Annotated in this window: 12 protein-coding genes; 2 read left to right on the top strand and 10 right to left on the bottom strand. The window is 59.1% G+C overall.

From position 1 onward, the window contains the following. Positions 1-20: 20 nt before the first annotated feature. The 6 genes from FHS81_RS08585 to FHS81_RS08560 form a co-directional block, all read right to left on the bottom strand. Positions 21-1,064, bottom strand: coding sequence for a glycosyltransferase family 4 protein (locus tag FHS81_RS08585; protein ID WP_183751904.1), 1,044 nt, complete (start codon positions 1,062-1,064; stop codon positions 21-23). 483 nt (positions 1,065-1,547) lie between these two features. After that, positions 1,548-2,204 carry a hypothetical protein gene (locus FHS81_RS08580; protein WP_183751902.1) on the bottom strand — a complete coding sequence of 219 codons (657 nt, stop codon included), beginning with the start codon at positions 2,202-2,204 and terminating at the stop codon, positions 1,548-1,550. A gap of 486 nt (positions 2,205-2,690) precedes the next feature. Then, on the bottom strand, positions 2,691-4,202 hold the full coding sequence (gene glpD / locus FHS81_RS08575; RefSeq protein ID WP_183751900.1) for a glycerol-3-phosphate dehydrogenase: 1,512 nt from the start codon (positions 4,200-4,202) through the stop codon (positions 2,691-2,693). A 659-nt stretch (positions 4,203-4,861) separates the two neighbouring features. After that, the gene (locus FHS81_RS08570; protein WP_183751898.1) at positions 4,862-6,124 is read right to left on the bottom strand and encodes an aminopeptidase; all 1,263 of its coding nucleotides are present in this window, start codon (positions 6,122-6,124) and stop codon (positions 4,862-4,864) included. 156 nt (positions 6,125-6,280) lie between these two features. Continuing rightward, the gene (locus FHS81_RS08565) at positions 6,281-7,762 is read right to left on the bottom strand and encodes a DHA2 family efflux MFS transporter permease subunit (RefSeq protein WP_183751896.1); all 1,482 of its coding nucleotides are present in this window, start codon (positions 7,760-7,762) and stop codon (positions 6,281-6,283) included. Next, positions 7,759-8,214 carry a MarR family winged helix-turn-helix transcriptional regulator gene (locus tag FHS81_RS08560; protein ID WP_183751894.1) on the bottom strand — a complete coding sequence of 152 codons (456 nt, stop codon included), beginning with the start codon at positions 8,212-8,214 and terminating at the stop codon, positions 7,759-7,761. The genes FHS81_RS08565 and FHS81_RS08560 overlap by 4 nt, the downstream gene beginning before the upstream one ends. Before the next feature lie 420 nt (positions 8,215-8,634). Here FHS81_RS08560 and FHS81_RS08555 point away from each other — a divergent pair, with 420 nt between their 5' ends. Then, on the top strand, positions 8,635-9,324 hold the full coding sequence (locus FHS81_RS08555) for a YceI family protein (protein ID WP_183751892.1): 690 nt from the start codon (positions 8,635-8,637) through the stop codon (positions 9,322-9,324). Between the two features lie 204 nt (positions 9,325-9,528). After that, complete coding sequence (locus tag FHS81_RS08550; protein ID WP_183751890.1) at positions 9,529-10,854, top strand: cytochrome b/b6 domain-containing protein; 1,326 nt, start codon at positions 9,529-9,531, stop codon at positions 10,852-10,854. A gap of 113 nt (positions 10,855-10,967) precedes the next feature. Here the strand turns inward: FHS81_RS08550 and FHS81_RS08545 are convergent, their stop codons facing one another. The 4 genes from FHS81_RS08545 to cyoB are packed head-to-tail and all read right to left on the bottom strand — an operon-like array spanning position 10,968 to position 14,776. Then, positions 10,968-11,729, bottom strand: coding sequence for an SURF1 family protein (locus FHS81_RS08545; protein WP_183751888.1), 762 nt, complete (start codon positions 11,727-11,729; stop codon positions 10,968-10,970). Between the two features lie 4 nt (positions 11,730-11,733). After that, on the bottom strand, positions 11,734-12,126 hold the full coding sequence (cyoD, locus tag FHS81_RS08540; RefSeq protein ID WP_183751886.1) for a cytochrome o ubiquinol oxidase subunit IV: 393 nt from the start codon (positions 12,124-12,126) through the stop codon (positions 11,734-11,736). Next, complete coding sequence (gene cyoC / locus FHS81_RS08535) at positions 12,126-12,764, bottom strand: cytochrome o ubiquinol oxidase subunit III (protein ID WP_183751884.1); 639 nt, start codon at positions 12,762-12,764, stop codon at positions 12,126-12,128. Before cyoC ends, cyoD begins: the two co-directional genes overlap by 1 nt. Continuing rightward, on the bottom strand, positions 12,761-14,776 hold the full coding sequence (gene cyoB, locus FHS81_RS08530; RefSeq protein WP_183751882.1) for a cytochrome o ubiquinol oxidase subunit I: 2,016 nt from the start codon (positions 14,774-14,776) through the stop codon (positions 12,761-12,763). Before cyoB ends, cyoC begins: the two co-directional genes overlap by 4 nt. Positions 14,777-14,782: the final 6 nt, after the last annotated feature.

Below are 14,782 nucleotides of genomic sequence, written 5' to 3'. Positions count from 1 at the left end.
TATCGAGCGCCCGCCGCCGATCACCCGGCGGAGGGCGTGAACGGCAGTTCGAGAGCTGTGGCAAGCGCGACCGCCACCTTCTCCCACGTCACCTGCTCCGCTGCCTGCCTGCCCTTCCGGCCCATCGCCTCGGCCAGCGCCGGATCGGCGGCGAACCTGTCGATGCGGGCGGCGATGTCCACCGGATCGGGGGCGGTCACGAAACCCGTCTCGCCATCCTCGACAAAACGCGCCGGCTCGCCGGAGTCGGTTGTCGTGATAACGGGCTTGCCGGCATGGAACGCCTCGAACGTAATCAGCCCCATATCCTCACGCTGCGGCACGAAAAGCACTGCCAGCGCATCCTGATAGAGCGCCAGCAGATCCTCGTCGCTGATCCAGCCGGTGAAGCGGATTCGCGGGTCGCCCGCAGCTAGCGCCTTGAAGCGTTCGGCATCTTCGCCGGCACCGGAGATCACAAGCTCTACCGGGGCCTTGACGTAACGCATCGCCTCAATGGCCAGATCGACCCGCTTCCAGCGGTGCAGACGTCCGGGCATGAACAGGTGGCGGAAGCTCCCTTCCCGCAGGCCTGTCAGGTTGGTGGGGTGGCGGATGACCGTGGCGTCGAGGCCGTTGTACTGGCGCAGGCGGCTGGCCACCTCCTCGCCGATGGCGAACAGCTTGCGGGTGCGCGGCGCCTTGAGGGCGGCTGTATCCAGTGCGTGAATGAGCGCGCGCTGCCGGTTGAGGCCCGGCGATCCCTCGCCGAACTCGGTCTCGAACATATCGTAGAACACACGCATCGTATGCTGGAGATAGCAGACGTGGTTGGGATGGCGCACGGCATAGGACGGAGCCTTCGAGGTAATAACCCCGTCGTAGGCGCTGAGGTCGAGATCATAAAAACGCAGGTACGATTCCTCGATGGTATCGAAGTTCGCCTCGACCGAGGGAATATGCAGTAGCTCGACATCAAGGCCGATCGCTTGCAGAGCATCGCGCAGGCCAAGGAAAAAGCGTTCCGCCCCCCCTGTTTCACCGGAGCCGGAGCCTGCGGCAACAATGGCAACTTTCGGTTTCATGCGTTTTCCGACTCTCTCAAGTCCACTCACCCTGTCGGCCGGTTTGTCGCGGCAGGGCACGCCGCGCGGCATAGCGTCGTACGAACTCTGGCGTTCGGATTCTCACTCACTTGCATTCAATTCCGCGGATGGACCTGAACGCAAACTGCTTTGGAACGCCGGATGTTCTGACAGAATCAGAACAAGCGTTCCAGATTCTATATTTCACCGCAACTTGCGTTCAACTCGATGAATCGACTTGAACGCAAACTGCTTTGGAACGCCGGATGTTCTGACAGAATCAGAACAAGTGCTCCAGATTCTATATTTCACCGCAACTTGCGTTCAACTCGATGAATCGACTTGAACGCAAACTGCTTTGGAACGCCGGATGTTCTGACAGAATCAGAACAAGTGCTCCAGATTCTATATTTCACCGCAACTTGCGTTCAACTCGATGAATCGACTTGAACGCAAACTGCTCCAGGCAAAACGGAACTCCAGCTACCGATCACCATCCCTCTCGCCTGCGGCCTGCGAGCGTTCCTCGATATTGGCGACGCGGCCGGAAAGTGTTTCGATCCGTTCCAGCATCCGGGCCTCGGCGGCGGCGCGTGCCGCAAGCGCCTCTTTGAGCTGCCCTTCAAGCTGCTGCACCTTGCGTTCGGCAAGATCCACGCGCGAAATGACCTGGCGCATGTAGCTGGCGAGCCGGGGAATGTTGCGGGAAATGCGCACGAGCGCCGCCAGCTTGCGCGTGATGGCAGAGCGGCGAATGTTATCCGCAAACCGCGCGCGGCCCAGCCCGGAGATCCGGACACCGCGGACGCCGGCTTCGTCGCTGGCGCGCAGGGTGTCGATCACATCGATGCGGGTGATATCGCCAAGGCGGAGTTGCTGCAGAAGCCGCGAAGCAACCTCGCCATCCGGCTCACGCCCAAGGATGGCAAGATGCGCGGCGCGCAAAAAGGCAACATCATAGAACGCGAGAATTTCTACGGCTGCATAGTGCTGGCGACCGGCATCAATGGGAGCAGCAACGGCAGACACGTTATCTGGAACAATAACCTGCGCCTCGGTGCTGGCCTTGCGTGCTTCCACATTTGCACGGATCCGCTGCATCAGGGCATCAAGGTCGTCCGGCTGCACCTGTTCGTTCACTTCGCCCTACTCCAGATACCGATCAGGCCGGGAAATCGACCGGGCGACGAACAGCCCCGGCAGACCGGCGGTTACCCGCAAATTACGGTCGACGGAAAGTCCCGATCGTCGCAAGGCATGGTCACCGCAATGCCTGATCGTTACAATTCCTCACGGAAACGACCCGGCTTCGCGGAAGCACGCCTGCTTTGGTCAACGGCCTGACATGCCCCCTGACATGTCCCCGATGAGTGCGCCTCATAACGCACATCTCTGTTCATAACAACCGCGGAGTCAAACATTCAAGAACGATTTCAAACTTATACACTTATCGCCACAAAATAGCCCCGACACAACGCGAACGACTTGGTGTCGACGCCATATGCAGGTGGCATAAAATCTTTATTTCAAGAACATTTCACTTGAGGCCAGCCGGGCACAGCGTCAATTCCGGTCCAAACCTCGGGAGGCACAAGTGCCGGCAGCCCTCATTGCCCGAGGACTGCCTCATTGTTCGAGGACAGCCTCATTGCCGGTCATTTCGCCGATACGCCCAGCCAGTTTTCTCGTTTCCACTGCCGAGAAGCGCAGGCCAAGCTTCGTGCGTCGCCAGAGAACATCCTCCGGCGTCATCGCCCATTCCATCTCGACAAGATGGCGCAATTCATTCTCGCCCAGATCCGCGCCGATCATGCTTCCGAGCGACCCATCGCGCAGAATGGCCAGCGCGAACGTGCCATAGTTCATCATGAGACGTTCGAGTGTGGCCACAGGCACATCCGGCGCGCTTTTACGCAAGCGGGCAAGCAGATCGTCCAGCCCTCCGATCTGCAGATCGCCGCCCGGCAGCCGGCTGTCAGCCGTCCAGGCCGGTCCACGTTTGTCGAGCGCTTTTTCCACGAGGCGCATGACCGCCTCCGCAAGGCGGCGGTAAGTGGTGATCTTGCCGCCATAAACATGGATCGCCACGTCGCCGTCAGCCCCCTCCTCCGCCTCAAGAACGTAGTCGTGCGGCGCTTTTTGCGTATCCGAGACGTTTTTGCCGTACAGGGAGCGTACGCCGGTATAGCTCCACACCACGTCGGAGGGGAGAACCGGCTGCCGGAAGTAAGCAGTCGCCGCCTCGCATAGAAACCCGATTTCCTCCGTCGAGATGGATAGGTGATCCGGGTCGCTGCAAAGCTGGCGGTCGGTTGCGCCGATAAGCGTGAAATCACGTTCGAAGGGAACCGCGAAAACGAGGCTGTTGTCCGTATGCCGCAGAATGTAGGAACGGTCGTGACTGAACAGCTTCGGCACCACGATATGGCTGCCTTGCAGCAGTCTGGCGCGCGCCACGGCAGCGCCCTTGTTCATCGCCCGGCGAAGCCTGTCGACCCACGGCCCCGCCGCATTGACGACAAGCCGCGCCACCTTCCACGATAGCGCTCCCGTGCGCATATCGCGAAGCTGGACGTGGAACACGCCATCGCGCCGCTCGATCTGCGTTACGGCAGTGCGGGTGAGAATCCGGGCGCCGCGATTATAGGCATCGACGGCGTTCAGAACCACGAGACGCGAGTCCTCCGCCCAGGCATCGGAATATTCGAAGGCCCGCGTGAACGTCGGCTTCAACGGCCATCCGGCCTCGTCTTTTCGCAGATTGATCCGGCGTGTCGGTGGCAGCAGCTTGCGCGTACCCACATGATCATAGACGAACAGGCCAAGCCGCATGCGCCACGCAGGCCGTCGCCGCCCGGAATGGGGCAACACGAAACGCAACGGCCGCACGATATGCGGCGCCATGCGCCACAAGATCTCGCGTTCCGTCAGCGCCTCGCGCAGCAGGCGTATTTCCCTCTGCTCCAGATGGCGCACACCGCCATCGACGAGCTTCGTCGAGGCAGAGGACGCGCCCCCGGCCAGATCGCTTTTTTCCGCCAGTATGACGGAATAACCGCGCCCCGCCGCGTCACGGGCAATGCCGCATCCATTGATGCCGCCACCCACGACAAGAATATCGCAATCGGTCAAAACCATAGACGTCTGTTTTCATCCGCGAAAAATCCGAAAGGAACTCCAAGAAGGGAACTCCAATGAGAGCGCCTGCCCCGCGAGCATGCGAGACAGAAGCGGCTGACGTTCCGGATTTCATATTTTACCGCAGCTTATGTTCAGTCCGATGAATCCGGTTGAACATAAATTGCTTATGAGTGCCGCCCGCCAGATATAACAATCAGGCCAGACAGAATTGATACAGATTTAAATAATTATATCCCACCCACATTTTACAAAACGACAGGATCACTCTAGAGAATCCTCAGTCAAAATGGGCACTATTTTTCGCAAAGAGATCATGCAACGGAAGCATGCCGTCATGTCGACATTCCGAAAAATGTCGACATGCTGCAACCAGTTCGCCTGTAATAGAAAAGTATGGTCTTTTTCATGGTGGCACACGCGAGCACCATGCTCGCATCAAACCATCGAAACCACGCCCCTCCGGGACATGTCCCGTTCCCGTCAGCGCCCCGATGACCGATTCGCTAAAATCGTGTGTGATTATTATGCACTATGCAAATATAAAACAGCAAACAATCTCGCGGTAAACCCATTTACGCCGGACACAAGACAGGGCTTTCCCGCAATCCTGCGGGAAACCGTTTTTCCAGACATCGGCGTATATGGTTGGTCGACGTTTATCCGTGCGCCCACTCGCCCTTGCGGAATACGGGCACGCGCCGCCCGTCGGCGTGTACGCCATCGATGTCAACCTCTCCCGAACCGATCATCCAGTCGATATGGATGAGGCTCTTGTTGCCACCGCGCGCGGCGATCTCATCGGGAGACAGGTTCGCTCCGTCCACGAAGCACTTGGAATAGCACTGCCCCAGCGCGATGTGGCACGAAGCGTTTTCATCGAACAGGGTATTGTAGAACAGGATGCCGCTGCGCGAAATCGGCGAGGAATGCGGCACCAACGCCACCTCTCCCAGTCGCCGCGCGCCCTCGTCCGTATCCAGCACCTTGTTGAGCACTTCCTCCCCGCGCGTGGCCCGCGCCTCGACGATGCGCCCACCCTCGAAGCGCACGGCGATGTTGTCGATGAGTGCGCCCTGATGCGAGAGCGGCTTGGTGCTGACGACGTGCCCGTCAACCCGCAGTGCGTGGGGGGTGGTGAACACTTCCTCTGTGGGAATGTTGGGATTGCACGTCACGCCGTTTTTCGCCGTCGAAGCGCCGCCATGCCACTCGTGCCCGTCCGCAAGCCCGACAACGAGATCCGTGCCCGGCCCGGTAAAGTGCAGCGCATGGAAACGCTGATCGTTCAGCCAATCATATCGCTGTTTCAGCGCCGCGTTGTGCGACGCCCAGGCGGCCACCGCATCATCGCCGTTCACGCGTGAGGCGGCAAAAATGGCTTCGGCCAGCCGCGACACAGCGACATCGACTGTATCATCCGGAAACACCTGCCGTGCCCACGCGGTGCCCGGATAGGCAATGATGTTCCAGTTGATATCGAAGCCTGCAATCTTCTCCAGCGCCGGCTGATAGGCAGCGGAATTGGCCTTGCCGGCGCGCGCCACGCGGGACGGATCCTGATTGGCCAACAACAACGGGTCGTCGCCAACAATGGCGAGCCGCGCGGTGTTGCCTGAAAAGGCCTTCGCCATCCCCTCATAAAGCCACGCCGGAGCCTTGTCGAAACTGCTGTCCGGCGCAAAAGCATAGCGCGTCAGCGCCAGCTCTTCATCGGAGAAGAACGGCGTCACGAGATTGGCGCCAGCCTTATAAGCGTGTTCGGCAATGCGCCTGACCAGCGGCAGCGCGGCGACGGGAGCGGTCACCAACAGATCCTGTCCGGCCTGAAGCTGCAACCCGACCTTGACAGCCACCTCCGCCAGCCTGTCGAGCCTGACCGGGTCGATGACTGATGCAGTGGTGTGATGATGTGTCGTCATGTCGTTCCGCCCCTCGCCTGTACCTGTCTTATGCCTGCGCGTGATCCGCAACCGGCGAGTCACGCTCGCCCCCGTGCCACCATACGTATCGTAAGCATGACGCAACGCCGTTCAAGAGAATTCACGCGCAGTTCGTCCTGATCACTCTCGCCCCGGTCAATGATGCCCGCCGGACGCCGGATCGTCGAGACGCCGCCGTTCATCCGTATGGTGCTTGCTCACTTCATCGCCCGCATCTCTGGCCAGACGCGAGAATCCGATCGCCGACGCGGCCGCCAGCACCGCGACCACAATAATGCCGACCCGCACATCAAACCCGGACAGTTCCGTGTCACCGCGCGCCGACATGCTCGCCTGAAGCGTCACTGCCGCGATGCCCACACCCACGCTGAACGCCAATTGCTGCAACATGCTCGACAAAGTCGTGGCGGCGCTCATGCGTTCAGGCGAAATATCCGCAAATGTGAGCGTATTGATCCCCGTGAGCTGCGTTGAACGCAACATGCCGGCAACGAAAAGCACGATGGCCATGACAAGATGCGGCGTCGTCGGCGTGAACAGCGCACTGGCCCCGATGGCCAACCCCGAGGCCATGCCGTTGACCACCAGCACGCTCCTGAACCCGAACTGCTTGAACAACGGCGTGATGAGGAACTTCGCCATCACGGCGCCGACAGCACCCGCCGCGGTAATCATGCCCGCCGCCACAGCGGAAAGGCCGAACACCACCTGCAACAAAAGCGCCAGCAGAAACGGCGACGCGCTGATATCGAACCGGCAGAAATTGCCGCTCACCACAGATGCATAAAACGTGCGGATCTTCATCAGGCTGAAATCGATCAGCGGCGCTTCCGTGCGCCGCGCATGGCGCATATAGAGCCACAACGCAGCAGCACCCGCCCCCAATATGCCGGAGCTGATGGGCCAGGATGCATCGCCGTGCGTCAGCATCTCGAAGCCCAGCACCAGCCCCGCAAGCGCGCCGCCCATGAGGATGAACCCCTTCCAGTCGAGCGGCGGAACGTGCTCTTCGCGGATATTGCGAATGTATATGCACGCCATGATAACGCCAAGGATGCCCACCGGAAGGTTCATCAGAAATATCCAGCGCCATGACCCGAAAGTGGTGATGAGCCCGCCGATCGGCGGCCCCAGCACCGGCCCCATAAGCGCCGGCACAGTCAGAAAGGCGGTGGCCTGCATCAGGTCCGCCTTCGTCACGGACTTCAGCATCACGATGCGCCCCACTGGCACCATCATCGCGCCCGCCATGCCCTGCAACAACCGCGCCACGACAAGCTGGCCGAGCGAGTTGGCGAGGCCGCAGGCGACCGAGCTGATCGTGAACAGCACGATGGCGGCAACGAAAACGTTACGCGCACCGAAACGGTCCGCGACCCAGCCGCATATCGGAATGAAAACCGAAACACTCAGCAGATAGGACGTGATGACAACATTCATTCGCACCGGGTCTTCGCCGAATGTACGCGCCATCGCGGGCAAAGCCATCGCCACCACGGTCGAGTCGAGAAGCTGCATGAACAGCGCAAAACCGACGATGTAGGACACGATGAACCGCGACCGCGACGGCTCTCCGGCAACCTGGGAAACCGCCTCCGGGTGATCGGGAATGCTCATGATACGGGTGGCTCACTCAATTTAATCAAGGGATTGATGGCGTGCAGAATGCTGTCGCGCTCTTCCTGCGATAAAAGGGCAATGCGCTTGGCAAGCCACGCGGTGCGCACGCGTTTGACATCCTGCAGCACGCGCGAGCCTTCCGCGGTGACGCGCAGGCGAACGCGCCGACGGTCGGCATGCGCCCCTTCCTCTCGTCGGAGAAATCCTGCCTGCTCCAGCGTCTTGACGTGTGCGCTCATGCTCGGCGGCTTGATGCGCTCCCGCAGCGCAAGCTCGTTGACGCCAAGTCCCGGTTCGTTTTCGAGCGTGGCCAGAATAAGCGTCTGAAACGGGGATAACCCCGCCGCAGAGCGGATTTCACGGCGCAAGTCACGGTTAAGGCGCAAGATCGCAGGCCGTAACAGGTCTGCAATCGCCGCCGCCTCATCGGCAAGGGGCCCGTCAGGCAAGGAAGCTCTCCAAAATGGATCTGGCAAATTAGTTAGGCTAACTATATAAGCAGTTTATAAATTTTCAATGCCGCGATCATGCGCGCAACGCGGGGCAGCCTTTCCGCCAGATATTGAGTTGTCTTCGCTCTCCGGACGCCGGAGCATGAGATGTAATGTCGAAATGTAAAACGCGGGCCATCGCCCGTCATTCAATAGTCATATGGCAGTGCGCCCAATAAAAATAATGATCACTGCGTTGAATTGCACCAAAAGTATAACAAGCCACACATGTTGATTGCCGTATTTCGGACATAAGTTTTGATGCACAGGAACGGCAATCCACAGAAAAAGATTTCACAACATTGTCAGTTTGCATCATGCTGCAAAATCGATAGATTGAACCATTCTCAGCTTGCATCATACTGATGGGATCTTCCAATGCACAAAAGCAAATTCCTTGCCGTCGCAATGCTTGGCGCTGTCTCCACTTTCGCAGGCGCAGCTCCTTTTCTCGCCACCCCCGCGCTGGCGCAGACCGAGACTGTGGAAGTCAAGGCGCCGGCTGGCGTCTACAAGCTCGATCCCACGCATTCGGCGCTACTCTGGTCGCTGAAGCACCTCAACGTGTCGAACTACACCGGCCGCTTTGCGAATGTTCAGGGAACGCTGAACTTCGATCCCGCCAACATCTCCGCTTCCAGCATCGAGGTCACCATCGACCCGAAGTCGGTGCAGACGGCTTATCCCGCAGACTACAAGGCCACCCACGCGCGCACGGGCTTTGAATCTTGGAATGAGGATATCAGCCGCAACCAGAACTTCCTCAACAGCGACAAATTCCCCGAGATCACCTTCAAGTCCACCAAGGTCGAGCAGACCGGCCCCCGCACCGCCAAGATCACCGGCGATCTGACGCTTCTCGGCGTTTCGAAGTCCGTGACGCTTGATGCCAGCTTCAATGGCGAGCTGGACAGCCACCCCTTCCTTGGTGTGCCGGTTCTCGGCTTTGCGGCGGAAGGCAAGTTTGATCGCACCGAGTTCGGCCAGAAGGCCAGCGGCGCGCTTGGCAATGAAATCACCGTCCGCTTCGACGGCGAATTCATCCAGCAGAAGCCGGAAGCCCAATAAGCCGGCGACCAAGTACATTTAAGTAACAGTATAAGAGCATCCGTCAGAGATATCGACAGGATGTAACGATCCGGAACATGCCGGCATCTGAAAGGTGTCGGCATGCTTTTATTCCGCATGGCAAAGCCACCGCAGCTTTGCCCGGATCCTTTAAAAAAACTCGCGCTATTTCCGTCAAAGGCTATCGACCAAAGGCTACCGACGATGACCACCGAGCGCTCAACCACCCGCTATACAGGCATAGCCATTGCACTGCACTGGACTATCGCATTTTTGGTGATCGCCATGGCGGCGATGGGCTGGTGGATGGTCGATGCCATCACAGACCCGTCCACGCAGCAGGCTGCTTACCGGGTCTTCCAGCTCCACAAGTCCATCGGCTTTGCGATATTGGCGCTGACGGCCATCCGCATCGTATGGCGGCTCACCCATCCCGCCCCGCCCCTGCCGCCCGGCATGAAGTGGTGGGAGGTGTTTCTGGCAAAGGCGACCCATATCGGCTTCTACGGACTGCTGATTGCCATACCGTTGACAGGCTGGGCCTATGTTTCGGCTGGTTGGGCCGTCAGCACGGATCGGCCCCTGAACGTGGCGACATCGTGGTTTGGGCTTTTTCAGGTGCCTCATCTGCCGGGCTTTGAAGGCGACCGCAACGCCGCTTACGGCGCGATGGGCGCGCATAGCCTTCTCGTCTGGGCCGGTGTCGTTCTCGTCGCGCTGCATGCCGGTGCAGCGTTAAAGCACCAGTTCATCGACCGCGATGGCGTCCTTGGGCAAATGGTGCCCTTCCTTCGCCGTGACAATGATGAGCACTCAGGCCACATTGGCAAGACGTCCGCCTCAAGCTATCCGAGCATGTTTGCTGCCGTGGCTGGCGTCCTGGCGGTGGTCGCTGTCGCCTTGACCGGATGGTCGTGGAGTCAGCCCGGGCCTCTCGCCATCGCGGCAACGCCCGTGGCAGAAACCGCAATAACCGTCACGGAAGTCGCCGCGCAGCCATCAGCGACATCGGATGCAGCGACCGAGGCAACGGCCACCGCATGGGTCATCGACAAGGCTGCGTCCAGCATCGTTTTTTCCGGCACGCACGCCGGCAGCCCGTTCGAAGGGCGCTTTAACGAATGGACTGGCGATATCAGGTTCGATCCGGATGATTTGTCTGGATCAAAGGCCGTTGTCATCATCGATACGGCATCGGCCCGCACTGGGGATGCGACGCAGGAAAATTCCATCGGAACCGGCGAGTGGTTCAACTCAGCCCGCTTTCCGCAGGCGCGGTTTGAAACGAGCACCTTTGCCGCTCTCGGGGAGGATCGTTATGAGGCGAAGGGCACGCTGACCATCAAGGACAAGCCCTTCCCCGTGACCTTGCCCTTCCGCCTTATCATCGACAACGGTGTTGCCAATGTCGAAGGCACGGTTGAACTGGATCGCACGGAACTCGATCTCGGGATGTTTTCAGACCCGGCAGCAGAATGGGTATCGCAAATGATCGACGTCAAGATCGTTGTCCGCGCAGCAGCCAATTGATCGTCCATAGGCGTAATGCTCTAAAAAAGCGCCCGTTCCGATGAAGTGGAACGGGCGCTTTTTATTGTACCTCATCGCACAGCCTGAAGGCGCTGCGATCTATGTCAACCGCATTACCGCCTGTTATCTAACCGGCGCTGATACTCACGCCGCGAATGGCGATAAAAACCGATGAACATCGCAGCGGCAATAACCGCCATTGAGAACCAAGTCAGCGCATAGATAAGGTGCGTATTGGGGAACGAGATACGCGTCAGTCCACCACGCGGATAGTCCCCAGGATTGGGGGTGCCATCGGCATCGATGAAATAAGGCGCCGTATCCCCCAAGTCTCGCGCCTCGGCAATGGCGGCAACGTCACGGGCATACCACTTGTCGGCAACCGGATCGTTGTCGCGCAAGAATGCACCCTTTGGCTCCGTGATGCGAATAAGCCCGGTGACTGTCACCGCACCATCTATCTGCCCGGCTGCACGGCTTTCAGGTAAGCGACGATCCGATGGAACGAAACCACGGTTGATGAGAATAGCATCCCCGCGGTCGTCCACGAGCGGCGTCAAGACCCAGAAACCGGCTCCAAGTTCCGTTACAGCCTGAACCAGCGTTTCACGATCATGCTGGAAAGTCCCACTCACGCTGACACGCCGATACTCATCGTTCTCACGTGAAATATCGGGCCATTGATCAGGACCGGGAGCGGGAACGGGAACCGCATGCACGCGAGCATCCACTCTGGCGATCAGATCGTTTTTCCAGGCCAGACGCTGCAACTGCCAGACGCCAAGCGACAGCAGGCCACACACGACAATAAAGACGGCAATTCCCGCCGCGATCAGCGATCGCGGCGGGAACGAGGATTTGCTGCTCAAATTCATGGCCTTATGGAAGCGTGCGGGCATCCTCGTGCGTCATCGGCATCATATTGACATCAAGATGATGCATGACCCACACCGAACCCACGACGGCAATCGCAATAATGATGACGGTGAAAATGAAGGCGGACAGCGTCCAGCCAGCTTCCGAACGTCCATTCATCTGCAGGAAGTACACCATGTGTACGACGATCTGCAACGCACCCAAAGCCGCCACCGCAAGCGCGGTCAGCGCCGTGTCGGCAAGAGCGCCGCTCATCACGAGCCAGAACGGAATGACGGTAAGAATGGCCGACAGAATAAAGCCGGTGATATAACCGCCAACCGTACCGTGAGCTTCACCGGAGTGATGCTGAGCGCCGGAATGCGCCGTGGCGGCGTCAGGCAATTTCGCACCCATCAGAGCACTCCTATCAGGTAAACGAACGAAAACACAACGATCCAGACGAGATCGAGGAAGTGCCAGAACATGGACAGGCACAGAACCCTGCGCTGGTTCGCCTCGATCAGACCGCGCTGCTTGATCTGCACAAGCAGAACCACCAGCCACACGATGCCAAACGCGACGTGAAGAGCGTGGGTGCCGACAAGCGCGAAGAACGAGGACAGGAAGGCGCTGACCTGCGGCGTCGCGCCGATGTGGATGAGGTGGTAAAACTCATACAGCGACAGGCCAAGGAAGATAAGGCCGAAAACACCCGTGGCCGCCAGCCAGCCCAGCGTGCCCTGCTGCTTGCCGGACTGCATCGCGATGACCGAAAAACCGTAGGTAATCGACGAGATCAGCAGCGCGGTTGTCGACAGCAGGATGATGTTGAGATCGAAGAGATCGACCGGAGCCGGACCGCCCGCATAATTGCGGCCGACCACGGCATGTACGGCGAAGAGCGATGCGAAGATAAGGCAGTCGCTCATGAGGTAGATCCAGAAACCGAGATTTGTCCCGGTTTCGTGGTGACCGTGATCCTCGTCCGTCTCCGTCAGAAAGAAGACAGGCGCTTCACCGGCAAGCCCCGACGTGCTGGAAACTTTCGTCATGATGTCACCTTCCCGGCGAGCAGGCGCGTACGATTATCTTCGATCGCAGCAACCTCGGCAGCAGGGATGTAATAGTCCCGATTATAGTTGAACGTGTGGGCAATAGCCGTGCCGATGAGCGTCACGAAGGCGACGACCACAAGCCACCAGATGTGCCAGATCAGAGCAAAACCGAGAACCGTGGCCAATCCCGCCAGGACAACGCCCATGCCGGTGTTATGCGGCATATGCACGGGCACGAACCCGGTCAGCGGACGCGAATAACCACGCTTCTTCATGTCCCACCATGCATCGATGTCATGTGCGACAGGGGTAAAGGCGAAGTTGTAGGCAGGCGGCGGGGACGACGTCGCCCACTCCAGCGTGCGTCCGTTCCACGGGTCGCCTGTGGTATCCGCGTAAGCCGGGTCTTTGCGGCGCAGGAAGCCGACAGCAAACTGTCCCACAAGAGCCAGCGTGCCAATACCAATCAGACCCGCACCCACCGCAGCCGTGATGAACAGAGGCTGCAACGAGGTGTCGTCAAACTGGCTGAGACGACGCGTCACGCCCATCAGTCCGAGGATGTAGACCGGCATGAACGCGACCCAGAAGCCGATCTGCCAGCACCAGAACGCGATCTTGCCAACAAACGGATCGGCCCTGAAGCCGAACATCTTGGGGAACCAGTACACAAGACCGGCGAACAGGCCGAACACGACGCCGCCGATTATGGTGTTGTGGAAGTGGGCCACGAGGAACAGGCTGTTATGGAGAACGAAGTCCGCCGGAGGAACGGCAAGGAGAACACCCGTCATGCCGCCGACAACGAACGTCAGCATGAAGCCGATGGACCAGTACATCGGGACTTCGAAGCGAATGCGTCCCTTGTACATCGTGAACAGCCAGTTGAAGATCTTGGCGCCCGTCGGGATCGAAATGATCATCGTCGTGATGCCGAAGAACGTATTCACAGTGGCGCCGGCACCCATCGTGAAGAAGTGATGCAGCCACACGATGTACGACAGGATCGTGATACACGCCGTGGCGTAAACCATCGAGGTATAACCGAAGAGGCGCTTGCCCGAGAGCGTGGCGACCACTTCCGAGAAGATGCCGAACGCAGGCAACACCAGAATGTAAACTTCCGGATGGCCCCAGATCCAGATGAGGTTGACGTACATCATCGGATTGCCGCCACCGTCATTGGTGAAGAAGTGCGTTCCGACGTAACGGTCAAGCGTCAGCAGGGCGAGCACTGCGGTAAGGATGGGGAACGTCGCGACGATCAGGATGTTCGTGCACAGGCTGGTCCAGGTGAAGATCGGCATGCGCATGTAGTGCATGCCCGGGCAACGCATCTTAACGATGGTCACGATCAGGTTGATGCCCGACAGCGTCGTACCGACACCCGCAATCTGTAGTGACCATAGATAATAGTCGACGCCGACCCATGGACTGTTATCGATACCCGACAGCGGCGGATAGGCCAGCCAGCCGGTCTGCGCGAACTCACCGACGAACAGCGAGATCATCACCAGCACAGCGCCCGAAGTCGTCAGCCAGAAGCTGAGGTTGTTCAGGAACGGAAACGCCACGTCGCGCGCGCCGATCTGAAGCGGCATGACGTAGTTCATCAGGCCGGTCACCAACGGCATGGCGACGAAGAAGATCATGATCACGCCATGGGCGGTGAAGATCTGGTCGTAGTGATGGGCGTTGAGATAACCTTCGCTGCCCCCGGACGCTATCGCCTGCTGAAGCCGCAGCATGATGGCGTCGGCAAGGCCGCGCAGGAACATCACGATACCCAGCACGATATACATGATGCCGATCTTCTTGTGATCGACACTGGTAAACCACTCGTGCCAGAGATAGCCCCACAGCCGGAAGTAGGTGAGAGCGCCGAGAACCGCGATGCCGCCGAGGGCAACGCCCACGAAGGTCACAACCACGATTGGCTCGTGCAGCGGGAGCGCCTCAAGCGTAAGACGCCCAAAAAGCAGTTGTTGAAGATTGCTGTCCAAAGCCATGCCGGT

Origin of the sequence: Pseudochelatococcus contaminans (assembly GCF_014195635.1) — a bacterium.
Classification (GTDB): domain Bacteria; phylum Pseudomonadota; class Alphaproteobacteria; order Rhizobiales; family Beijerinckiaceae; genus Pseudochelatococcus; species Pseudochelatococcus contaminans.
Note: the sequence above shows the minus strand (reverse complement) of the source record. Positions and strands in the feature narration are given on the sequence as shown.